General features: G+C 41.1%; 17 protein-coding genes. 8 read left to right on the forward strand and 9 right to left on the reverse strand.

Annotation, left to right across the window (positions count from 1 at the left end; translation table 11 throughout):
- Positions 1-3: 3 nt before the first annotated feature.
- The 5 genes from ACHSBP_RS09050 to ACHSBP_RS09070 all read left to right on the forward strand — a co-directional run bounded on the left by ACHSBP_RS09050 (position 4) and on the right by ACHSBP_RS09070 (position 2,447).
- Entirely contained in the window at positions 4-807 is an 804-nt protein-coding gene (locus tag ACHSBP_RS09050; protein ID WP_100914972.1) for a MipA/OmpV family protein, read from the forward strand.
- A gap of 9 nt (positions 808-816) precedes the next feature.
- On the forward strand, positions 817-1,245 hold the full coding sequence (locus ACHSBP_RS09055; RefSeq protein ID WP_010559404.1) for a hypothetical protein: 429 nt from the start codon (positions 817-819) through the stop codon (positions 1,243-1,245).
- 62 nt (positions 1,246-1,307) lie between these two features.
- Positions 1,308-1,523, forward strand: a complete 216-nt coding sequence (locus tag ACHSBP_RS09060; RefSeq protein ID WP_010559403.1) for a VF530 family DNA-binding protein — start codon at positions 1,308-1,310, stop codon at positions 1,521-1,523.
- Positions 1,524-1,590: 67 nt separating this feature from the next.
- Positions 1,591-1,851 (forward strand): DUF3081 family protein, encoded by a 261-nt coding sequence (locus ACHSBP_RS09065; RefSeq protein ID WP_010559402.1) that lies wholly within the window; start codon positions 1,591-1,593, stop codon positions 1,849-1,851.
- A 68-nt stretch (positions 1,852-1,919) separates the two neighbouring features.
- Complete coding sequence (locus ACHSBP_RS09070) at positions 1,920-2,447, forward strand: hypothetical protein (protein ID WP_395388653.1); 528 nt, start codon at positions 1,920-1,922, stop codon at positions 2,445-2,447.
- 67 nt (positions 2,448-2,514) lie between these two features.
- Here ACHSBP_RS09070 and ACHSBP_RS09075 read toward each other — a convergent pair whose 3' ends face one another.
- The 6 genes from ACHSBP_RS09075 to ACHSBP_RS09100 form a co-directional block, all read right to left on the reverse strand.
- Complete coding sequence (locus ACHSBP_RS09075; protein WP_105171932.1) at positions 2,515-3,213, reverse strand: TorF family putative porin; 699 nt, start codon at positions 3,211-3,213, stop codon at positions 2,515-2,517.
- A gap of 4 nt (positions 3,214-3,217) precedes the next feature.
- Positions 3,218-4,435: a BCCT family transporter gene (locus tag ACHSBP_RS09080; protein ID WP_395388655.1), complete on the reverse strand. Its 1,218-nt coding sequence runs from the start codon at positions 4,433-4,435 to the stop codon at positions 3,218-3,220.
- Between the two features lie 134 nt (positions 4,436-4,569).
- Entirely contained in the window at positions 4,570-6,219 is a 1,650-nt protein-coding gene (betA, locus tag ACHSBP_RS09085; protein WP_395388657.1) for a choline dehydrogenase, read from the reverse strand.
- An 11-nt stretch (positions 6,220-6,230) separates the two neighbouring features.
- A complete protein-coding gene (betB, locus tag ACHSBP_RS09090) occupies positions 6,231-7,694 on the reverse strand; it encodes a betaine-aldehyde dehydrogenase (RefSeq protein ID WP_395388658.1) in 1,464 nt (487 codons plus the stop codon).
- 2 nt (positions 7,695-7,696) lie between these two features.
- Positions 7,697-8,287 carry a transcriptional regulator BetI gene (gene betI / locus ACHSBP_RS09095; RefSeq protein WP_138628488.1) on the reverse strand — a complete coding sequence of 197 codons (591 nt, stop codon included), beginning with the start codon at positions 8,285-8,287 and terminating at the stop codon, positions 7,697-7,699.
- A 590-nt stretch (positions 8,288-8,877) separates the two neighbouring features.
- Positions 8,878-9,270 (reverse strand): hypothetical protein, encoded by a 393-nt coding sequence (locus ACHSBP_RS09100; protein WP_395388660.1) that lies wholly within the window; start codon positions 9,268-9,270, stop codon positions 8,878-8,880.
- Between the two features lie 139 nt (positions 9,271-9,409).
- On the opposite strand from ACHSBP_RS09100, the gene ACHSBP_RS09105 reads away from it, so the two are divergent.
- The gene (locus tag ACHSBP_RS09105; RefSeq protein WP_395388661.1) at positions 9,410-11,350 is read left to right on the forward strand and encodes a TonB-dependent receptor plug domain-containing protein; all 1,941 of its coding nucleotides are present in this window, start codon (positions 9,410-9,412) and stop codon (positions 11,348-11,350) included.
- A 60-nt stretch (positions 11,351-11,410) separates the two neighbouring features.
- On the opposite strand, the gene ACHSBP_RS09110 is transcribed toward ACHSBP_RS09105, so the two are convergent.
- Entirely contained in the window at positions 11,411-12,781 is a 1,371-nt protein-coding gene (locus ACHSBP_RS09110) for a hypothetical protein (protein ID WP_010559393.1), read from the reverse strand.
- 175 nt (positions 12,782-12,956) lie between these two features.
- Between ACHSBP_RS09110 and ACHSBP_RS09115 the strand changes: the two genes are divergently transcribed.
- Positions 12,957-14,996 carry a S9 family peptidase gene (locus tag ACHSBP_RS09115; RefSeq protein WP_395388662.1) on the forward strand — a complete coding sequence of 680 codons (2,040 nt, stop codon included), beginning with the start codon at positions 12,957-12,959 and terminating at the stop codon, positions 14,994-14,996.
- A gap of 72 nt (positions 14,997-15,068) precedes the next feature.
- On the opposite strand, the gene ACHSBP_RS09120 is transcribed toward ACHSBP_RS09115, so the two are convergent.
- Both ACHSBP_RS09120 and ACHSBP_RS09125 read right to left on the reverse strand, forming a co-directional pair.
- Entirely contained in the window at positions 15,069-16,103 is a 1,035-nt protein-coding gene (locus ACHSBP_RS09120; protein WP_395388663.1) for an NAD(P)H-dependent flavin oxidoreductase, read from the reverse strand.
- 124 nt (positions 16,104-16,227) lie between these two features.
- Entirely contained in the window at positions 16,228-23,253 is a 7,026-nt protein-coding gene (locus ACHSBP_RS09125; protein WP_395388665.1) for an Ig-like domain-containing protein, read from the reverse strand.
- A gap of 498 nt (positions 23,254-23,751) precedes the next feature.
- Between ACHSBP_RS09125 and tnpA the strand changes: the two genes are divergently transcribed.
- The gene (gene tnpA, locus ACHSBP_RS09130; RefSeq protein ID WP_010559389.1) at positions 23,752-24,192 is read left to right on the forward strand and encodes an IS200/IS605 family transposase; all 441 of its coding nucleotides are present in this window, start codon (positions 23,752-23,754) and stop codon (positions 24,190-24,192) included.
- Positions 24,193-24,423: the final 231 nt, after the last annotated feature.

The raw sequence follows: 24,423 nt of genomic DNA on the forward strand, positions 1-24,423 counted from the left end.
ATCATGTTGATGCGATGGATTGCACTTAGCTTACTGTTTATCTCAACACACAGTGTTGCCGATGAAGTCACGTTTGGTATTGGCGCGTTTTATTCATCGCTCCCGCATTATTTAGGCGCGGAACAAAACGAAAGTTATGTGGTGCCGCTGCCGTACATTCACATTGAGAAAGAACACTATAAAGTAGAGCGCAACGAATTCGAATCATTTTATGAAGTTGCACCTAATCATTATATTAGTGTCAGTGCAGGTGGTGCGATTGCCGTATCAAGTAAAGATAATCGTGCCCGCGAAGGCATGGACGACCTTGCCTGGGTAGGCGAAATAGGCCCAAGTTATCAATATTTTAGTTTTGGTAATCCTACCTCAGACGACTATTTATATATTTCACCTTTTATTCGAAAAGCGTACGCATTTGATGGCGGAGATATTGACGATATCGGCAGTGTGTATGGCGTTATGCTAGAGGCGGGGCAGCAGATTTATCAAGATGGTCAGCATCAGGTAAACCTTACTGGACGTTTTAGTACTCGTTTTGGCAGCCATGCCTACAACAGCTACTTTTATCATGTTGCTGAACAATTTCAAACAATTGACCGTTTGTCTTTTGATGCGGATGCGGGTTATCTTGCATCGGTATTTAGTTTAGGATTAACTTACGATAACGATTGGCTTTGGGCCGGCGGTTTTCTTCGTTATTATAATTATTCACACAGTGCAAATCAGCAAAGTCCCCTGTTGCGTGATAATCACAACGTTGCACTTGGTTTTGGCTTTGCATGGAAGTTCTATTCATTAAAAAATTAGGGAGAAGTAATGAAAAAATTAATTCTTGGTGTTTCGCTTGCACTTGCTGCAAGTACTGCAACGGCGCGTGATGATATTGGTCGTTACTCGGTTGAAGAGCTACTAAGCACAGCAAAAGCTGAGCAAGCGCTTGATCCAAACATTAAACTATTTTTTGGTAAGCAAAAAGCGGGCGAAGTAAAGTCAACTTACGGTGAAGTGCAAACCAATAAAAAAACCAATGCGTTCAACAAAAGCGATAAAGAAGCGTGCCAATGGGTAATGCTTAGCGCATTGAAATCATTACAAGAGCGCGCGCGTAGAGAAGGCATGAATGCCGTAATGAACATCAGTTCGTACTACAAAAAACGCGAATTTGTAAGTGATACTGAATTTGAATGTGGCGCAGGTTTTGTAATGGCCGGTGTGACATTAAAAGGTGATTTGGTTAAACTATAAGAGTTCAACCATTCTTTAAAAAAAGCCCGTTTAGGGCTTTTTTAATATTTAAGGCAGCAAAAATGCAAAACCAACCAAATAACCCATTACATGGCTTAACGTTAGAGAAAATTGTGACACAATTGGTCGAAGAGTATGGTTGGGATGGTCTTTACCGCGAGATTAAAATTAACTGTTTTTCAAACGATCCTTCAATCAAATCATCGCTAAAATTTTTACGTCGTACCCAATGGGCACGTGATAAAGTTGAAGCACTTTACCTTGATACGTTCCGCTAACTGATCTAAACGTCCAGTAACTCACTATAATTAAGTAACAATTTGAGAAATCAGGGAGTGCTTAATTATGAAAAACGAGCTAGACGCCAAACTATTATTGAAAGTATTCGACCTTATCTACCAAAAAGGCGAAGACTTTGAAGACGGTAAACTCTATCAAGGGATCACCGCGTTTTCTGATATTGACGGCTACACCATTTACCTGAAAGGAAATGGTGTATTGCTACGTTTTGGCTTTCACAACACCTATCATCTTGATTATGAACACAGTAAATTAAAAGACGTGTTTATGAGCAAACTCGAATCTTTGGTTAAAGAAGTAGAATAGCGCGTTCCCTTAGCTACCTAACTTAAATCTAAAAATTTAATTTAAAAAACGATACGCGCGAGGAGCTTATGAGACAGATAGTTATTGTAATTCTTTTACTGTTAGTTACCGGATGCACAACGCATTATCCAAACCAAGATATTGAAGGTAAACGGTTTCCAAATGTCACAGGCACGAGTTTAGAAAAGCAAACAGTGAGTTTACCAGCGCATGTTGCTGGCAAGCCGAGTGTATATTTAATTGGCTATAAACAAGATTCGCAATTTGATATTGATCGCTGGTTAATTGGACTTGATATGAAAGAAGTGGACGTGGTTGCTTTTGAATTACCTACTATTGCAGGCATGTTTCCGCGTATGTTTAGCACGCAAATAGACGAGGGTATGCGGCGCGGCATTCCAAAAGAGTTATGGGGTGGGGTAATTACAATTTATGAGGACGGTGAGCGTATTCAGGCTTTTACCGGCAATGAAAAACCAAACAACGCAAGGGTTTTGTTGCTAGATGAAAAGGGTAACGTTGTTTATTTTTATGACAGCGGTTTTAGCGTTGCTGCGCTCAATGAGCTAATTACCCGTTTGGCAGAGCTAGGTTAATTTAATTTAGGTAAAAGAAAAGGCGCAATGTGCGCCTTTTTACTTTTATGCGTTTAAATATTGCAGGTTACAGCGAGAATGTTCTTGAAATAGAGAACACTAAGCGCTCATCTGCAGTGTCCCAATCAAGGTTCGTGTTTTCTGCCGCAAGCTCTAGGTTAAAACCTTTAAAGCTGGTTTGATAGGCTAATCGATAGTGATGGTATGACGAATTATTGCCATCCCATAACCACTTATCGCCATCAAGTGAGTTTGATACATCAAAACTTGCACGTAGTGTATGATTTGGCGCGATTTCATAAGAATGCGCTAGCATCGCAATAGTGTGGCCTGCACCTGTGCCAAAGTAATCCCAGCTGTACCAGAAGTTAAACTCGGTGTTACCCAAGGCTGATGAATAGCCAAATTTTGCGTAAGCTTCAGGGTAGTTACCATCATCTGAATAGCTTGCGCCGTGGTAGGTGTAATACGCGATACCATAATCAAGGCTTAACGCATCGTTAAGGCTGATATAGTGACCAGCGTAAAAATCCCACTCAATGTTAGTGTCGTCACCAAAATCTACATTTGATGCCCAACTACCCGCGTAAAAGCCATTTTCAAATGATTTGTCGAGACTAACCTGTAGCGCAGGGTCGTTCATGGTTTGGCTAACACCGTTGAAAGTGTAGTCAGATGCTCCAGTTACCGTTGTACTCCAATCGGCATGCGCCACGCTTGTCATTACTGCAACCGGGATTAGTGATAATTTAATTAAATTTTTCATATGATTAGCTTATTGTCTCTATTTTATTAAAATCAATTGCGTTTTCTTTTGGAGAACTTTGAATTGTCTTAACTGTTTTGAATTTATTAACCAAAATAAAACCAAAACCAGCAAAGAAAATCGCAATAACAATGGCACCAACCCATTGGATTTGTAGAAAGTTCAGTTTAAATAATAGTGTTAAAAGTGAAAGTGCAACAATATTTAGCAACAGATAATTGCGCTTACCTAAACGGGCGACGGTTAGGTTAAGGTTATCTGTGTATAAGCGGATCAGTGAATCTAGTGAATTGATCACAAACACAATACCAACAAATACCATTGCAAAATTCACTAGGCCATCGGTAGCAATACCAGCATCATGGTAGTGATACAGCACGGCAAACCAAGCGGCAATTGGAATTGATGGGAAAATTAACATCGCTGCGAGTACTTGGTAGGTTTTTAGTCCACCAACAAAACGAGAGGTGAATTGACCTATCATAATGCTCCACGCAAACCACCAGAATAAATAGAATTCATGATAATCGTTAAGCGGCAATACAAAGTGGTGAATATTCACAAAGTAGTCGCCAATCAGTGCTAAGTTATTTGTATAGGCACTCATTTCGCTGTCGCCAAATACAAAGGCGCCTGCCCACATCGCAACAATTAACGCGATAAATACCCAGGTTGTTGTAATACTTAAAAAGCGTACATAACGAATACTGGTACTTGAATAAGCAGCAAAACAAATTGCAGCAAATACAATTAAGTAAAATGTTGGCACAATTGATTCGCCATCACCTACCGCAGGTAGGTACCATGGCAAGTTACTCAATAACAAAAAGGCTGTAAACGCACATGTGCCGATAATCACCACGTTGTTAACCAATTTTACCAGTGGAATTTCGAAAAATTTCACTTTAGGTTCAATTACACAGAAATAAAAACAGGTCAAAAAGTAGAAACCCCAAATTAAGAATCCCCAAAAACCAAACTCAATTGCGAGTGGGTTTGTGAAGCCATATTCTGGGCTTGCTTTTATGTCTGCATAACCGGCAAACTCGGTTAGCGGAAACATGATAAGGCCAACGTCGAGGCCAGATGTAAACAGAATTGCAATAAAGGTAAATGTTTTAACAGGGGTGACACCCACTACTTGCATATTGCCCCATTTATATAAAATAAAGGCGATTGAAAGTAAGGTGAACAAAATGCCAGCACTAAGCCATAAGGTCATTGTCACCCTCCCAGTATAAGTAAAAATAGTCCATAGTTTTCCTATTTGTTGTTGTCATAGTTAATTAATAGCGAGTTGCTATTTGTTGAAAATAACGATGAAAGTTGTGATGCTTTCATCGCTACTACCAATTTTTAGCGCTGTTGCTGCTGCCAATCTGGCTTAATGCCAACAGGCACAGTAGTTGAGTTAAGCGCTGGCTTTGCCAAAATGATGTCTGCCGCTTTTTCTGCAACCATAATGGTTGGCGCATTTAAATTGCCATTCGGTATGGTTGGGAAAATAGAAGAGTCCACCACGCGTAAATTGCTTATTCCGCGCACTTGCGTATTTGAATTTACTACCGCCATATCGTCTTCACCCATTTTGCATGAGCAACTTGGGTGATAAGCACTTTCAACGGCATCACGCACAAAGGCATCAATTTCTTCATCAGTTTGAATTTGTTCGCCAGGTTGAATTTCACCGTCGCGGTAATCATCAAACGCAGGCTGTGCGATAATTTCGCGAGTTAAACGCACGCAAGCGCGGAACCCTTCAATATCGTCAGGGTGCTGTAAGTAATTAAACTGAATCTTTGGTGCAATACTCGGATCAGACGATTGAATTGTCACTGCACCACGGCTTTTCGGTTTGTTGTGGCCTACATGTACCTGAAAACCATGGCCATCAAATGCCGATTTACCATCGTAACGAATCGCCGCAGGTAAAAAGTGATATTGAATATCAGGCCATTCAACGCCCGCTTTTGAGCGAATAAACGCACAGGATTCAAAGTGGTTAGTAACTCCAAGACCTGATTTTGCAAACAACCATTGTGCGCCAATTAAGCCTTTTGAAATCAGCCCTAACTTGCCATTTAACGTAATTGGCTTTTTACACTTGTACTGAAAATAAAACTCTAGATGATCTTGTAAGTTTTGACCGACACCCGGTAACTCGTGCTGCACTTTTACGCCGGCTTGTTCAAGCACGTCGCGTGGTCCAATGCCCGATAACTGCAATATATGGGGTGAGCCAATCGGCCCCGCGCTTAAAATAACCTCTTTATTAGCAATGGCACGATGCGCTTTCCCTTTAATGGTGTAGTTTACACCCGTGGCTTTTTTGCCTTCCAAACGCACTTTAGTTACCAGTGCATTGGTTACTATAGTTAAATTTTTGCGGTGCTTTATTGGATCTAAATAAGCGCGACTTGCCGAGCAGCGAATGCCGTTTTTAACGGTCATATGCATTGGGCCAAAACCTTCTTGGTTTTCACCATTGTAGTCGTGGGTATGGTCATAACCTGCTTGTTTACCCGCTTCGATAAACGCGCGGTACAAAGGGTTAGCCATTTCATTACCGTTATTAACGCCAAGTTCACCATCGCCGCCGCGATAATTATCTTCACCTAAATACCAGCTTTCGGCTTTTTTAAAGTAAGGTAAACACGCTTGGTAATCCCAGTTTTCTGCGCCGTGTTCGGCCCATTCGTCAAAATCTTTTGCATGACCACGTACGTACACCATGCCATTAATTGACGAAGAGCCACCCAATACCTTGCCGCGCGGGCAGTGCATATTGCGATTATTAAGGTAAGGCTCTTTTTCAGTATGAAATTGCCATGCGTATTTATCGCCATTCATTGGAATTGATAACGCCGTTGGCATTTGAATAAAAATACTTTTATCCGAACCACCGGTTTCCAGTAAAAGTACCGAATGTTCAGGATTTTCAGATAAACGGTTGGCGAGCACACACCCAGCTGAGCCTGCGCCGACAATAATATAATCGTACTGCATAAAATTACTCGCTAAAATGGGCTTTCAATTTGGCTCATGCCAACATAAATTGATTTGGTTTGGGTGTAGCTATTTAGTGTTTCTACACCGTTTTCGCGGCCGATACCCGAGCGCTTGTATCCGCCAACGGGCATTTCAGCAGGCGAATTGCCATAGCTGTTTATCCAACAAATACCGGCATTTAATTGATGAATCACGCGGTGAGCACGTTTAATATTTTGACTAAAGACACCCGCGGCTAAACCAAGTTCTGTGTTATTAGCGCGTTTAATCACGTCGTCTTCATCGTCAAACGGCAGTACACACATCACTGGGCCAAAAATTTCTTCTTTGACTATGGTCATGTCGTCATTGCAATCGACAAAAATAGTTGGCGCAACGAAGTTACCGTTAGGTGCAGATTCTGGCGTTGCCTGATAACCCCCAGTTAAAACAGTGGCACCTTGCTGCTTACCAAGCTCGATGTAGTTTAAAACTAAGGCTAAGTGTTTTTTCGAAATTAGCGCGCCTAAATTAACATTTGGATCGAGTGGATCGCCCATTACAATGTTATTCTCGGTGCGGCTTTTTAACTCTTCGATAAACGCATCGTAAACATTTTTTTGAACATAAACACGAGTACAGTTGGTACACACTTCACCTTGGGTATAGAAGTTACCAAGCATTGCAGCGCTTACCGCTTCGGTGATTTCGGCATCATCGAACACGATTAGCGGCGATTTACCACCCAGTTCCATGGTCACTTCTTTTAAGTTACTGGCCGCACTTTGCATCACTTTTTGGCCTGTACCCACTTCGCCAGTGAACGAGACTTTTTCAATATCTGAGTGTGTTGTTAACCATTGACCAACTTCGCCTGCGCCGTGTACCACGTTGAACACACCTGCTGGCATGCCAGCTTCAATAAATATTTTGGCAAGTTCAACCGCACCGCGTGGTGTTTCTTCAGATGGTTTGAAAATTAAAACGTTACCTGCCGCAAGTGCCGGGCCCGATTTCCAACAGGCAATTTGAAGTGGATAGTTCCACGCGCCAATGCCGGCGCAAATGCCTAAAGGTTCTTTTCGCGTATAGAAAAAGTCATTACCAACCGTTTGCTGCGAACCCAGTTGTGTTGGTGCAAGGCCTGCAAAATATTCAATAACATCGGCACCCGTTTCAATATCCACACAATCGGCTTCTTGAATTGGCTTACCTGTATCCAGTACTTCAATTTTTGCCAAATCGTCGTTGCGCTCACGCAATAGGGCAACCGTTTTTAATAAAATTCGGCTACGTTCTACAGCGCTCATTGCTGACCAAGTGGCAAAACCTTGCTTGGCACTTTCAATGGCTTGCTCTTTAATAAAATCGTCTGCGATTTCAGTTTGGTAAATAACCTCGTTTGTAGCGGGATTGATAACATCAAACGACTGACCTGATTTGTTTTCAAGCAGTTCGCCATGAATAAAGTTGAGCATTTTAGGAAGAGACATAATTAATCCTGACACACGGGAATTAGAGAGTTAACGTAGTTTTTAGCAAGCAATTCGGCATTGCTAAATTCGGCTTCGTTTGCTTTGGTTAATACGGCACGTAACCAAAGGCCGTCGATCATCGCTGCGCTAAGAGTTGCAGCTTGTAATGCTTGTTCATAAGGCAATAACGTTTTGAACGAATAAAGTAAATTGCTGTACAGACGTTTTGCGTTAACCGCTTGCAAGCGGTGTAATTGTTCGTCGTGCATTGATTCTGCCCAAAAACTCAGCCACGTTTTGGTGACATGAGCCTGCTTTTGTACAACTGAGAAATTTGCTTCGACGATTAACATAAGGCGTTGTTGCTGACTTATGTTTTTGTCGATTTTTGAGATTAAGCTGGATTTTAAACTAGTTAGTAAGTAGCGCACGGTCGCTTCAATTAACCCATTCTTACTGCCAAAGTAGTGACTGATAATGCCCGAGGACAATCCAGCACGTTTGCTAATGGTATTAATCGTTGTCGCTTTTAATCCTAGCTCGGCAACTGAGTTTAATGTGGCGTCAATCAGCTGTTGACGACGTATGGGTTCGTATCCAACTTTAGGCATATTTTTATTAATTGATCGTTCAATAAAAATAAATTCTAATGAACTCTAACTAATATTTCAAATCTAAAGCGGCGTTTATGTTTGTGTTTATGTACGTTTTTGTAATGATGTTAAGCTTTAAGTTGCTGAATTTATTTGTTTAATTTCTTTGTTGAAATTATTTAAAAATAATTCGTTTTGTTGTCATATTATTACAATTAAAACTATTACTACTGTAAGTAAATTGGTATTCCGAGAAATGCGGGGCAGTTTTTAGCTGGCGTTAAATTAAGAAATGGCTCTCAAAAAGAGGCAGTTTGGTTAATGCTGTTTATGTGGATGCATAGGGTGCTAAGGCAACAATACCAATTCACTTAAGTAGCTGCTCATTCTAGCGGACTAAACATCATGCTAACTGCGTTAGAATTTATCAATGTAGAACAATTACATAAGTAAAATTCCGCATTGTTATCAGTTCATTTATCCAGCGCTATTCTTGTTCTCATAGTTAACGGAATTGGCATAATAAAAAAGAGTAGTGGGAAGTTTTTTTGAGATGGGTAAACAGGGTAACTAACCTTTAATTCCGGTAAGTTACCCTTATTTTAGTGTTAAGCAATGAGTTGCTTTACTACAGCAAGTTGTTGTTCGCTTGTGGTGGCTTTCGCAAGTTGTGCGGCCAAATTGCTGCCATTTATGTCAGACAGTAATTTTGCTAATGCATGTTTTGATAACGTTACGTCAAAATAATCATTAAGCTCATGGCCTCCAAACCAAATAAGTCCGGCTTTTTCTAGCCAATCAATAGCGGCGCTAATTTCTATTGCTAAATCGAGCGGCGAATCGCAATTAAATCCACCTTGATTAATTAACATGTGCGCTAACGTAGAGCATGAAATGTCTATTTTATTGGGAAATGCCGTTTGAGTTTGTTTCATTACATGGCATACCACAGCCTGAAACAAGGGCATATTAGGCAGGTCTTTACTGATTGAATCGTTCATATTTTTCTTTAACCACTTGCTGTTGCGGCACTTTTTACTATTCTTAAAACATACATTTTGTAAGTATCATACACTAATAATAATGCCAATATTGCCTTTTCGTTGTGTAACACTGCTGCCGTTTGCGCTTATGCTAAGTGTGTCTGAACATACTTTTAGTGCAACAAATTCCGATCTCTTCGCGCTCGATTTGTATCAGCTGAGTGAAATTGAAGTCACCATTGCCAGTAATACACTGGAAACAAAAGCAACGGTTCCCTCTACTATTACGGTGTTTGATGAAAAGCAGCTCACAGCCTTAGGTGTAAACAATGCGTTTGATGTATTGAATTATGTGCCTGGAATGCAAATGGCTCGTGGAGATTGGGTAGGTGCTGTGCCAAAAGAGCATGCCAGAGGGGTAAGGTTAGACAATGGCTATTTGTTAATTTTACTTGATGGTGTGCGTTTAAACGAAACATCGTTTGGTAAAGCCACGGTTTATACTCCCTATATTGCGGCGTCTGTGCTTGAAAAAGTTGAAATTATTCGTGGCCCTGGTTCGGCCCTTTACGGCAGTAATGCGTTTTTAGGTGTGGTTAATTTTATTACTAAAAAAGCACATAAAAGGTTTGAAGTTGCGATTGGCGACCACGGTTATAAAGCACTCGGTGGCAGCTACGCAAATACACAGGAGCAAATGAGCTTCAGTGCGAATGCGTCGTTACAACACAGTGATGGGCAATCATACGATGTAGGGGAGCAATTAACGGTTAGCGACCCTTTAAAGCATGTATTTGTAAACGCACAATTAGACTACCAAAATAGCGAATTGCGTTTTCATTTTATTGAAAATCAACTGGATGAGTTTATAAACCTCGGTGGTTTTAGTAAACAAAATGTACATACCAGTCAGTCTGCCAGTATTAGTTTGCAGCATCAAATATGGCAAAATGATCATCATGAAATTGACGCGCTGGCAAGCTACGCTAATTTTCAAATCGATTCTTCTGGCATGGTGTTACCAACAGAAGCGGGTATTGTAAGTAATGATTTTCTCACTGGGCCAAACTGGCGAACGCAGTGGAGCAAATTAAAGTTTACCCATAACTACAAGTTATCAAGTGATAAGCAATTAAACTCAGGTTTTGAATACCGTCATGCCAGCCAATATCAAGCGGGTGTTACCACCAATTTTTATGATTTTGAAAGTCAGTTAATAATTCCAAACGATGCGTTTTATTTAGGCGAGTTACAACGGATTAAGAACATTCCTGAATTTGCAGCACTACGCGCTTCGCATGATTTTTATGGCGCATACAGCCAATTAAAGTGGCAGTTAAATCCAAGCTGGTTGTTTTTTATTGGTGCGCGATACGATGATATTAAAGACCTAGATAGTAAATTATCACCACGTTTTTCAGCGATTTGGCATGCATTTGATAATCAAACTATTAAGCTTCAATACGGCGAGTCATTTAGAACTCCGGTTAATAATGAGCTTTACTCAAGCGACAGTGTTACCAAAGGTAACCCTAACTTAACGTCTGAATACGTTAAAACAACTGAGCTGGCGTGGCTATACAATGGCAAAAGTACATCACTTGAAGCTGTGCTATTTAACAATCAATTAAGGGATTTTATTAATTTAGTGCCAACCGCCGGAACCAGTTTTTTTACCTTTGAAAACAGTGTTAATGAGAATATGTCTGGGGTGGAATTATCCGCTAAAAAGCTCTATCAAAAGTTACAAATAACCGCTAACTACACGCAGTTATTTGACGAGCCAATTAATCAAAGCTTTAAGCGTTTTGCTAATCTACAGTTGAGTTATCCAACCGATTTTATCGATATTCATATCAATGCCTTATGGCGTGATAAAATTGAAGCTGAGCGCAGTGATGATTTTCGCTATTATCAACCGAGGTACACGTTAGTAAACATAAAATTAGCGCGTAGTTTTGAGCGGCATACGCTGTCACTAACAGGTGAAAACCTATTTGATAAAGACTATAGCATTTTTGATCCGCGAGTTTGGGATGGCGCGGTGCCAGGAAAAGGCAGGCAACTGGTGTTAAGTTACCAATATGCCTTTAACTAACACATAAACGATTGCTTCGCTCTCGTTTAAATTACGCTTTAGTTTAGTTCTAAGAGAGCCCTAATCAGGCATTGCTTCAATGCTGACAATCGCAGAGCGGTTTAAGGTAATTTTATAGCGTTTAGCTGTTTTTGTGCCATTAGCCGAATAGGTAACCACTAAGTTTATCTGATAACGTCTTTCTACCGATTGACCCGATACTTTGCTGCCATCCAAACTGTAGAGTTTGCCTGCACCTTTTTTTAAGTATCTGACAAATGGGGTTAAGTTAAAAAACACTTGCTGCTGAATTTCTTCATAGCCCGGTAAAAACGCTTTAGCAATCACTTTACTATCACAGCGATAATGAATTAAGTGTGCCGCTTGCTTATTCTGCTGACGTCGTTTTTTAAATAAATTCTCGACATCATCGGGTAGTGCTTTTCGACGAATATGCTCAAGCCATACAGTTTGGGTATGAATGGTTTTATTATCTGCACTGCTCTTAAATATATGTCGCCATTTGGGGCGCCCTTGCCTTATTTTGCGCCAAATTACGCGGGTTAAATCTTCTTTGAATGTTTCACGTAGGCCATAAATAACCCCCAACATGGCAATCAGCGCTAATGTAACTTCTTGGAAATTTGAACGCGCATTAAGAACTAAAAACATCACAAACGCCATCATAACCGCTGTGACGGTGCCACGTACCAAACGCTGCAGGTTTAAGTTAAGGTTTTTGGTTTCTTTACTAAACACCACACCATATTCGATTAGCCTTTGCAGTAAGCGCATTTTGTTGGTGATGCGATTGGGGTCCTCTAGGGTTTGTTTAGAATTGTACTCACGCTCTTCACGGTAGGCACTTTCACTGCGACAAAAATCACGCAATGTATCACGCGCTTTTGCAAACTCACTGCTTTTCGGACCTTTTGACAACAGCTTTAAAAACATTTGTTCACAGTGCCAACTTAAGTAGTTATCGGCGTTGTCGAAATAAGATTTTAGTTTTTTATCTGGTGGTGTGTAGCGGCGTAATTTCTTCAATAGCACGCCTGCTTGTTCAACCAATTCAGTGGCTGCCGGGTAAAACACCTCGGCATCCTTAATGTTTAACGTGTGTTTAATATCAGCCTCAAGTGCCAAGCGAATTTGGTATGAGTACAGATTTAAATTCAAGCGATAGTCGGATTTTTCACCTTTTGACTGACTAATAAAACGGCTGCGCACTAAGGGTAAATGTAATTGCTCAGAATAATAGGCACTGTGGCTTTTCACATGGGCGTGAAAATAGTCTTCTTCGTTTAAGGTGCTGGTGTTGATGCCCATTTCTACGGGCAAAGAAAAATACAGGTCGAGGCGCTGCGTTTCTTTGGGAAGCAATAAATAGCTTAACTTAATTGATAAGCTTTCATCTTGACTGAGTTTTACGTCTCTGTCGATATTGAGCACTCCTTTTCTGCTTTAGTTATCGCTATTAAGCATAGCATAAATCTACTTTAATAACATGATGTTAAATTATAAAGCGCGTTTAAACCCGTCAATATGCAATCTATCTTAGGCATGTTGCAAAAATGAATTGAGTTGCTACATTGCCTAAGCAACCAATAAAAATGGACCCTTTTTTATGAGTAAAATAATAAAAACGACGCTGTTAGCAGGATTAGTCAGTTTAAGCGCAGGCCCGGCAATTGCCAGTGATAATGCAACTTGGCAATATGAAGATGTGTTTAACATTGAATATGCAGCATCACCTCAAGTTAGCCCAAGTGGTGACAGTATTGTTTATGAGCGTCGTAGCATGGACATTATGAGTGACAGTACACGCATCAACTTGTGGCAGTATAATCTCAGCAGCAATGCCCACACGCCGCTACTTTCAGGTAAGGCTCAGTATCGCATGGCGCGTTTTTCACCGGATGGAAAAAAGCTGGCGTATATTTCAAATGAAGAGGGCGACAATCAACTTTATGTGCGTTGGTTGCAAAGTGGCGACACGGCTCGCGTAACGAATGTGGAGCATGGCGTAAGTAGTATAAGTTGGTCACCAAATGGTCAATGGATCGCGTTTTCTATGTTTAAACCACAAGAGGCGAAAGGTATTTTTAGCGAAATGCCGAAAAAACCAAAAGGGGCTAATTGGGCCGGTACTGCAAAGTATATTGATCAAATGAGTTATCGTAGCGACGGACGTGGATTTTTACCCCATGGCTATCGCCATATTTATATTGTGCCAGCAGAAGGCGGCACGCCTCGTCAAATCACTACAGGCGATTTCCATCATGACGGCAATATCGCGTGGAGCCAAGATGGTGAGCAGATATTTATTAGTGGCGACCGTCACCCTGATTGGCAAGACAGACCACGTGAGTCAGACATTTATCAAATTAATGTTGCTTCGGGCGAAACCACTAATGTGACCAAGCGCGAAGGCCCTGATGCTGCGCCAGTGATATCGCCAAATGGTAAAAAGATTGCGTATTTGCGTTTTGATGATAAAAAACTATCGAGCCAAAATAACGACATTTTTATTATGAACAATGACGGTTCTGATGTTGAAAATTTAACTGCGAAACTCGATAGACCAATAGGCAACCCTAAGTGGGATACAAAAGGTCGTGGTCTTTACTTTAGCTACGACGATTTTGGCCAAAAATATGTAGGCTATGTAAACCTGAAAGGAAAAATCACAGAGAAAATTGCCAAACTGGGCGGTCAGTCTTTAGGGCGTCCGTATACTTCGGGTGAATTTGCGGTAGTAGATACTAATGAACTGGTTGTGACACTAGCCAATGCTAATCGACCTGCTGACCTTGCGATGGTTAAAAAGGGAAAAACGCGTAAAGTCACCTCTTTAAATGAAGATTTACTCGCCCATAAAACAACCGCTGAAATGGGTGAAATAACTGTTAAATCAACGGTTGATGGTCGTGATATTCAAGCTTGGTATGCGCTGCCACCTAATTTTGATAAAAATAAAAAGTATCCGCTGATTTTAGAAATTCACGGAGGCCCACATACTGCTTATGGTCCAAATTTTAGTACCGAAGTGCAGTTAATGGCTGCAAAAGGCTATGTTGTTGTGTGGGCGAATCCGCGCGGCAGTACGTCTTATGGTGAAGATTTCGCGAATCTTATCCATCACAATTATCCTTCGCAAGATTACAACGATTTAATGGATGTTGTTGATGGCATGGTTGCGAAACCGTATATTGATAGTAATAACTTGTTTGTTACGGGTGGCTCTGGTGGTGGTGTTTTAACTGCTTGGATTGTGGGTAAAACTGATCGCTTTAAGGCCGCGGTAGTGGCAAAGCCTGTGATTAACTGGCTTAGCTTTGCTCTGACCGCTGATGGTTACTCGTATTTTACAAAATATTGGATGCCAGGCATGCCATGGGATCACGTTGAACATTTATGGGCACGTTCGCCACTCTCGCTGGTGGGCAATGTCACTACACCAACAATGCTATTAACTGGCGAAGAAGATGTGCGTACGCCGATGAGTGAAACTGAGCAGTATTATCAAGCATTACAACTGCGTAAAGTAGATTCGGCAATGGTGCGTATTCCTAAAGCAAGTCATGGTATTGCGGCAAGGCCAAGTAACTTGATCCAGAAAGTTGGCAATATAATGGCGTGGTTTGAAAAATATCGCACCCAATAAAGTGTGTTTTAGATAATAAAAAGCCCCGAATTATCGGGGCTTTTTATTATCTAACTAACTGGGAGTAACACATTAAGTTTGTTTATTAGCGAGTGTTTGAATACGCGTTTCGGCCCCTGAAACAACATCGTTCATTATTTGTTGTACCGACTTAACCTCATGAATAACCCCTTGCGATTGACCGATAAATTGCACACCGTTTTCTAAATCGCCATCGATGGTTGCAGCTTCAAGTTTTTCGGTAGCGGCACCAAATAATGACAACATTTTTATTTTATCAAACTGGGCTACTAAGCCGATAAGCAGTTTCCACATTGGCATATCGACCATTTTTGCTGCTTTAAAGGACTTAATGGTGGCGATTAAAAAGTTCATTGGCTTTTTAGTGGCTTTTTGTGCTGCCGGTGTTTTCATTACGCGCGCATAAAGACCATCAAAATTCTTAGAATAAATAGTATCTGCGACGCGCTTTTCTATCACCGCATTTTTAACATTTTGGTGCACCGGGCTCTCAAGACTGGTTGCAAAACGAGAGCCCATTGCGACTGCGTCTGCGCCAAGGGCGAGAGCTGCCACTAAACCTCGACTGTCGGCAAAACCACCTGCAGCGATTACAGGAATATCCACAATATCGACAATATTGGGTACTAAACATAGCGATGTAACTTCGCCGCCATGAGCGGCGGCTTCATGTCCGGTCACTAGCAGTGCGTCGACCCCTGATTTTTGTGCGGCAAGGGCATGTTTCTCTGTCACCACTGTGGCGATTACTTTACCGCCATATTGTTTCGCGCCTTCGACAAGCCAATCACCTTTACCAAGTGAAAAGTTAATCACAGGTACTTGTAGCTCGAGTGCGATTTTGGCGTTTTGCTTCGCGCCAGGCATCATTAACGTAATGCCAATGCCAAATGGCTTATCGGTAAGCGAGCGGATTGTTGCAATTGCATCTCGGGTTTGTTGTTGGCTAAGTGGACCTGACGCCAAAATACCTAAACCGCCAGCATTACACACTGCCGCGACTAATTCTGGGGTTGAAATCCAGCTCATGCCGGGTAATACGATAGGGTGTTCAATGCCAAAAAATTCGGTAATGCGCGTTTGCATAGGTATTGCCTATTTAACTGGTCAGATGTGTTAGAGTTTACAAACTATTAACCCAAGATGGAATAGTTTTCGGCAATAAAAAGGCCTGCAATTGCAGGCCTTTAATAAGCTGACTCAACGAGTGTTATTTACACACACCATTTGCATTGGTGATACGGAAGCGAAGCTGCGTATCATTATAGTCGCCATCACCACCGGTATCGTCACAGTTTATGTAACCTGTGTTATTGCTACCTAAAACGGTGTTACAGCTACCATACTTCCAAGTACGGTTATGTTCTTTAAACTTGTACGTTATCGAGAATGTATTGCCACCTGTTAGTGTTGCGCGTTCTACCCAACTGCTAGTATTCTCTGGGTATTGCCAATTGGATATCGCAGTACCATTAGAGAGCACTTTATACGCTTGTTGATAATCGGCACTACGTTTGTGGGCAAATGCAATACTGGTACCTGGTGCAAATGTTAAACCATTGCCAGATTCTGTAATACATTGGGCTAATGCTTTAGTTACATTGATATTCACTTGGCTTGAAGCGGTGCCACCTTTGCCATCACTAATACCGTATGTAACGACTACTAGACCCTCATAATTTTCAGGTGCTTGATAACGCACTGTACCGTTACTGTTAATTGTTGCACTACCATGGCTGGCACTAACACTGGTTACGGTTAGAGTATCGCCATCAGGGTCGTTGTCGTTACCGAGTACATTAATTGACGATAAACGCTCACCTTGCGTTACCGATGCTGAATCTGGGTTCGCAACGGGTGCTTGGTTAGTCGAAAGTACTGTCACTTCAAGTACCGCTTGTGCAGTACCGTTTGTTTTACCATCGCTCACAGTGTAAGTAATACGTGCTTTACCAACCCAGTTTGCAGGTGGCGTAAAGGTAATGGTTTTATCACTGTTTACCTGTGCTACGCCAACGTTTGCAACAGCGTTTGTAACGCTAAGGGCATCGGAGTCTTGGTCGCTATCGTTTGCAAGTACATTGAAGCGTGTTAGCGACGTATCTTGATCAATTGTTGCAACATCGTTATTTGCTGACGGTGCGTTGTTTTGTTTAACACGTACATCTACTAAAGCACTGTCAGTTAAACCTTCAGGATCTTTGATGGTGTATGTAATCCAATCTTGACCATGGAAGCCAACATCTGGTGTGTAGGTCAGGTTTTGGTTGCTATCAATTACCACGGTACCGTGATTAGCAACCGCAGAAATCAGCGTTAAATCATCACCGTTAAGATCTGAGTCGTTCCAAAGTACATCAACGTTGTAAAGTGGCGTGTCTTGGAATGCTTGAATGCCATCATCTACAGCCAGCGGTGGTTGATTTACCGAGTTTACTACCACAGTAATGGAGCCGGTTACTGAACCACCGTTACCATCTGACACTGTGACATCAATTTTCGCCGTTCCAACAAAGTCTTTGGTTGGCGTAAAGTAAATAATCCCATTGCCATCTACTGAAACGATACCGTCATCAGTTGATACTGAAACCGGTTTAGCGTTGTCACCATCTTTATCTTCAATTTTATCGAGAATATTAATCGCGTTATTTTTTGAGTTTTCATCAACGGCAACTGATACTGGTTGCATGGTAGGCGCATCGTTAACAGGCATTACATCAATTGTAATGTAGCCAGTTGATTGATATTCGCCATCAGTAATGGTGTACTCAATGCCGACTTCGCCATTAAAATCAGCATCTGGTTTGTAATTAATAAGATTACCGTTAACCGTTACTTTGCCTTTTGCAGTTGTTGCAGAGACCAATGAAATTGATTGACCGTCTGGGTCTTCATCATTTTTTAGTGCATCAAAGCCAGTAACTGATTCATCTTCATTGATTGAAAGGTAATCACTACGTGTAATTGGCGCATCATCAAGTGGTTTTACGGTTACTTTTACAACACCTTCTGCTGTGCCACCTTTACCATCTTCAACTTGGTAAGTGATGGTATCGTCACCGTAGTAATTTAGGTTTGGTGTATAACGCAAGCTACCGTCTGATTTTACTTCTACGCTACCGTGTAACGCAGTAGCCGATACTGCTTTTGCAGGGTCTTCATCAACATCTGAAATATGTTGAGTTAAATCAACGACATTATTTTTAGAGTCTTCATCCACTTCAATGATTTTTTCAGTTGTTGTTGGATCGTCGTTTACCGCATTTACCGTAACAACAACCACTGCACTGTCACTTAATTCACCATCGTTAATGGTGTAGCGAATAGTATCTTTACCGAAGAAGTTATCGTTTGGCTGGTAACTTAGCGTGCCATTAGCGTTGATAGTAACAACACCGTGGTCAGACTCTGCTTGAGTTACTGTTAATGTATCGTTGTCAGGATCACTATCGTTTGCTAGCACATCAATCACATCGATTTTCTGGTCTTCATCGGTTTGTGCTTCATCGTTATTTGCGTTTGGTGCATCCGTTTCACCTGTTACCAGTACATTGATAATACCGACTACCGAACCACCGTTACCATCGACTACCGTGTAGCTAATCTGATCGCTACCAGCATAATTTTCTTTTGGCGAATAGCTTAGTGTGCCATCAGGGTTAACGCTTACTTCACCGTGGTTAGCTGTGGCATTCGTTACCGTTAAGGTATCACCATCTACATCATGGGTATAAGGGCTGGTATCAACAATCTCGTTTTTGCTGTCTTCTGCAACCGTTAGCGAAGCAGTTTCTGCGGTAGGTAGATCATTAACTGGTGTCACTGTAACGGCAATCTTTGCGTTTAATTCGGTTTCACCATCACTTACCACGAAAAGGATTTCATCGTCACCAAAGTAATTTTCATTTGGTTTGTAAGTGAACTGTCCGTTACCGGCATCAATTAATTGGCCGTTTGTTGCAACTGGGTTGCCAATAATTGAAAGTGCTTCACCTTCTGGATCAGTTACGCCTTCTAGCAAGTTAATATTGGTAATCTCAACATCTTCTTTTGTTGTAAGCGTGCGTTCTGTTTGACGTGGTTCATCATTTACAGCCGCAATTTCAACGGTAACTTGGCTTGTTGCTACGCCACCACGACCATCGCTAATGCTATAAATGATAATATCTTTACCATTGTAATCAGCTTTTGGTTGATAGTTGATACTGTTGTCGTCGTTTACAGTCACTACGCCGTGTAATGATGTAGGCGTACCTAAAATAACCAGCGGATCGAAGTTTGGATCTTCGTCGTTTGCGATAATCGCAATTGATTCAGCGAACTCATCTTCATTGATTTCAAGGGTATCTGGGTTTGCGATCGGCTCGGCATTGTCATCGTCATTAATAAATACATTGCCAACCACGTTATCTACCACTAACGCAAAGCTTTCAGACTGCTCAAACTCGTCATTCGTAAGTGTTGCTACTTTAACAAGTACAGTATCTGTGTTTTCAGGTAACGTAATATCTTGTGTTGAAGCAAGTAAAACGGTTTGCCAGCTCTGGCCTAAGTCAAAGCTGACCTCAACGGTTGTATCGTAATCTTCTTGTGCAAGCGCATTACCGTCAACTAACTGGAACGGGAAGCTAATTTCGCGTTCTACTTTGCTATCTAACGTAACCTCAAATGTGGTTGTAGCACCTTCTGACACAGGATCTGGCATTGCTATAACCGACATTACTTGTGGTTTTGGTGCTGTGCCGTCAGTTACTGATACTGCTTTAGCGTGTTTGCTGGTTTCTTCAAACCATGCCGATAGCTCATAAGCTTCATTTTCTTCAACCCTATCATCAACTAAAGAGGTTACTTTAATTAATACATTTTGAATTTCAGCTGGTACGTTAACCGATTTATTTTCAACCAGCGACATTTCTTGCCAGGTAACGCCGTTATCAAGTGAAACGTATCCTGAATTTAAGAAGTCGTCATTGGTAGTATCATTTAAACCAATCACATTGAAGCTGAGTGATTGTGATTTCTCTAACTTACGGTCAAACACAACATTGAAAGTGACTTCTTCACCTTCCATCATTGGATTTTTATCAGTGCTGATAAAATCAATTACCGCATTTTTAGGCGTCGCATCAATAAGTAATACTGGCGCTTCAATTAAATCGAGTTGCTCTTGCTGAGTCCATGCATGTAATTGCAGGGTTTCAATTTCTTCGTCTGCGTGTTGATCTTTAATAATCGATACGCGAACAAGGAAATCTTGCGTATCTTTTTCAAGCAAGAATGAATTCGCTGCGCTAAGGTCGATTGTCTGCCAGAAAGCGCCATCGTCAAATGAGAATTCAGCTTGAGAATCAAAGTCGTCATTTGCTGTTGCGTCGTCTGACTTTAATTCTACAAATACGTTTTGTGTCGTGAATACTTGTTTATCTAAACTTAACTCAAATACCGCGTAGTTGCCTTCAGCAACTTCATACTCTCGCGGTGCATTTTCGATTAAGCGTGCCGGTATAGAATTTGGGTTATCCAGAATTTGCGCTGCAATAGTGTCTTCATTCACGCTGAAGTTATATGTTTCGGTGTCTTCAGCTTCTTCGTCTGCTAATGTTGCAACCTTAACCTTAAACTGATTAATTCCCTCTGGAATAGTGATTTCCAACTCATTGGTAATCGTTGTGGTTGTCCACGTGCTACCGTTATCAGTACTGTAGTTTACCTCGGTAGCATAGTCTTTATTTTGTATTGCAGAGTCATCTTTCAACGCCAGCTTATAAACAGCAGGTGCACTGGTAGCTTCCGCTAATACCACCGTAAATAAGTGTGGTTCACCCTCGATTACTTGTTTTGTATCAAGAAAAATGCCAGCTACTTCTGGTGCAGTGTGCTGAACTTCATTTTCGATGATAAGCGCCTGCGCTTTACGGTCGATACCGTCGTCTTTACCCCAAGCTGCAATTACTAGCTGCTCTTGTTGTTCGTCAAGAGTGTCGTTAGCAGTTGTCACTTTTACATCAAAACAACGCAATCCTTGTGGCACTGCAACCGTGGCAGTATTCGATAGGTCAATTTGAGTGTTAAATGTGATACCTTGATCGAAGCTGATATATGCAACAGGGTCAATGTCGGCAAGCACCGCAGTGTCAGGATTTACTTCTAAATAATAGTCTTGTGTTTGTGTAGTGGTACCGTCTAGGCACACATTGAATAGTGCTGAGTTACCTTCAGATACTTTAAATGGCGTTGCCGTAATGCTACTTACTTCAGGGAAGTCATCGCTATTTTCGGTGCGATCTGAAATGGTAACTGTTGTTGTTTGTGTATCCGTGCCACCGCTAATTAAATAGGCAGCTAGATTGAAATCTTCGCTGTTTTCTACTTCATCGTCGCGCAAAGTATGCACGCGAACATCTACATATTCAGTGCCTTCAGGAATAAGAGGGCGTTGTTTTGATGATAAATCGTATTCCATTGGCCACGTAATGCCGCCATCAAGCGAGATTTCTGCATTTGGATTGTAATCTCGTTGCGCGGTTGCTGCGCCATCATTTAAACGCAAACGTAGTTTTGCATCATCATTAAGTGGTTGATTAAACAGAACTCTAAAGGTTACAAATTCACCTTCTTCTACATTACTATCGAGCGCAAAAACCGAATGCACCGCGTCTTTTGCTAATTCAAGATCTGCGTCTTCGTCATGAATGCGGATAATTTCAAATTCATGATCAGATTGGTCAGCACGGTGCCATGCATTAAGTTTTAATGCTTCAAAACCTTCGTCAATATCATCTTCATAAGATTCAAATTGGATATCAACATAGCGACCACCTGGTGGTACCAAAATTTCTTTGCGCGAAGATAAGTCAACGTTTTGTACAAAGGTTTCACCACGGTCGAATGAAATATTCGCGTTGGCTGAAAAGTCATCGCCCATCGTTGCCGAAAGTGCGTCAAGCTCAAGGTTTAGTAGAGTTGGCAGTACTAAATCTTTATTGAACTTCAAACGGAATTTAATAGTGCGGCCTTCTTCAACAAGGTCATCAGTATGACGTGAATAAACTGCGTTGACGCGAAGATCACCTTGGTTACTTGATGGGTCGAGAATATCTTGATTGAGTGTTAGGCGATCCGACAGTGTATCTCTGTGCCATGCTTCGAGTGTGAAGTATTCTGTATCTTCATCTTTGCCGTCATCATTTAAATCAAGCAAAATATCGATATGACGACCACCTGGCGGTACCGAGATCTTTTGTGGGCTCGCTAAGTCCACTAAATACGGATAGCTTTCGCCACGGTTAAATGAAATAAACGCTGTGGTATTAAAATCTTGCCCTTTTTGTGCGGTACCGCTGCTTAATTTTAAGTTTAAATCTTTGTCATCATCGAGGATTTTGTTGAATTTCACGCGGATGTGCGCTTCATCACCTTCTTCAGGGCTTTTATCTAGGCTGTAAATTGCACTGATTTTATAGTAGCTGTCTTCACCACCAGATTGGTCTGAACCATCGCTGCCACAGTTAGCCGATGCTAAATCGGTAAAACGATGAGTACTGGTTGATAAATAGCTGAGTGATGATTTACCCATGTCGTAAGCGAAAAATTCAGAGCCACCTAAATTATCCTGACGTGAGAAAATTAATTCGCCTACCTGGTTTTTAGCGGCCCCTGTCGCTAATGCTAGGTTATGCTGGTTAACAATCTCAACGGTTAACGCTGTTGTATCAATGCGATACAAACTGTTTTTACTGACTAAATATAAGTCGTCGCCAATAAAGGTTAAATCACCCCAGTTTTTATCTTGTTCATTGCGAAAGCCTGTAAGCTCTCCATAAATTGCGACATAACCTGTCGTTGGATCTATGGTAAATAAGGTATCGTCGTGTGCGGCCCACAGTAAATTTTGGCTCGGATCGCTTACCAAGCGGTAAGTGAATTTAGTTTTACCAACCTGATGATGTGAACCCGAGTTAATATCATAATATGCAAGGTAACTGTGGCCATTATTTTGTGGAACTGAAACATAATATAAACGCTGTGACGCTTTATCGAGTGCGATTGCGGCAGAATCATAAAGTGCGATTGAGTTTGACAGGCTTTGACCTGTGTATTCATCTAGCTTATGAATAACACCTTGGCCTGCATCACTGGCAATACCATAAATCGGGCTGTGGCATTGTGAATAGGCTGAAAAACCTGACGTAGCAAGGGCTGCACATACAAGTGTTCTGACAGCGTTTAGTTTCATAGGGGGCTCCAACTGGCTAACAGAGTAAAATATAAAGAAATTTTTTCCGAGATTTTACGTTAAGTTGAAACGTAATGAAAATGTTTGTCGTAAAAAATGATTAGAAAATTATTACACTTTATAACAGCTAAAATTATTCTAAGCACTTTAGATACTTGAGACCAAAGCCAGTAAGCTTAGGGGAAGTAGGGAAAGTGCGTGCTTAACAGTAGCTGTTTATAAAGATGTTTTGCATTGATCTATCGCAAAAATGTAAATAATAAAATACAGAAACCTTAATTTCTATATGGATATTTTTAATTGCTAATTTCTTGATTAGTTGCATGTTATCGAGCAAGCAGGGGAATACTAGGGTCTGTTGATCTTTGCTGTTCTATTTTTGTTTTCAGCCCTAAACCACCTACTTCAGTAGGTGGTTATCATTTAAAGGGCTTTGCCTGTAAATGCTACTCATGTTAAATCCAAAGTGATTTTTAGCGAAGTCATAGAGGATAAAACATGAGTAGATATGAACAAGCATCGCATGTATTTTGGCGGTGTCAATATCATGTAGTTTGGACTCCGAAATATAGGTTTCGGATTTTGAAAAATAAGCTTGGTAAGGATGTTTATCGTAGTATTTACGTTTATTGTAAGCAGTTAGGGTGTATTGTTTTAGAGTTAAATGTACAAGTTGACCATGTCCATTTAGTAGTGAAAGTTCCTCCGAAGCTTTCAATTTCTCAGTTAATGGGAGCTCTGAAAGGAAAAATAGCCTTAAAGTTATTCAATAAATATCCGCATTTACGGAAAAACAAGTTATGGGGTAATCACTTTTGGCAAAGAGGTTACTTTGTTGATTCAGTAGGGATTAATGAAGAAATAATAAGACGTTATGTTAGGCACCAAGAAACACGTGAACGCCAGGAAGAAGATTCACAAATGCGGTTAATGGATTGAAAGCCCCCTTTTAGGGGGGCAACACAAAGCCACCTTCTTTAGAAGGTGGATGTTTTACTCTGTTTGAGCGTGCTTTTATCGCGGCGCTCGATGTGTGGCCTAGTAATCTAAGCGAATATCGAGCAAAGCTTCCGCGTCCTGCTCACGCCCCTTACCTACATCCATATAGGCAACAATGAGAAAAGTGCGCTCAAAAGAACCGTTCGGCAGCGCTTGATTGGCTTTTCTACT

The organism is Pseudoalteromonas sp. XMcav1-K, from assembly GCF_044005875.1.
In the GTDB taxonomy this organism is placed as follows: Bacteria; Pseudomonadota; Gammaproteobacteria; order Enterobacterales; family Alteromonadaceae; genus Pseudoalteromonas; species Pseudoalteromonas spongiae.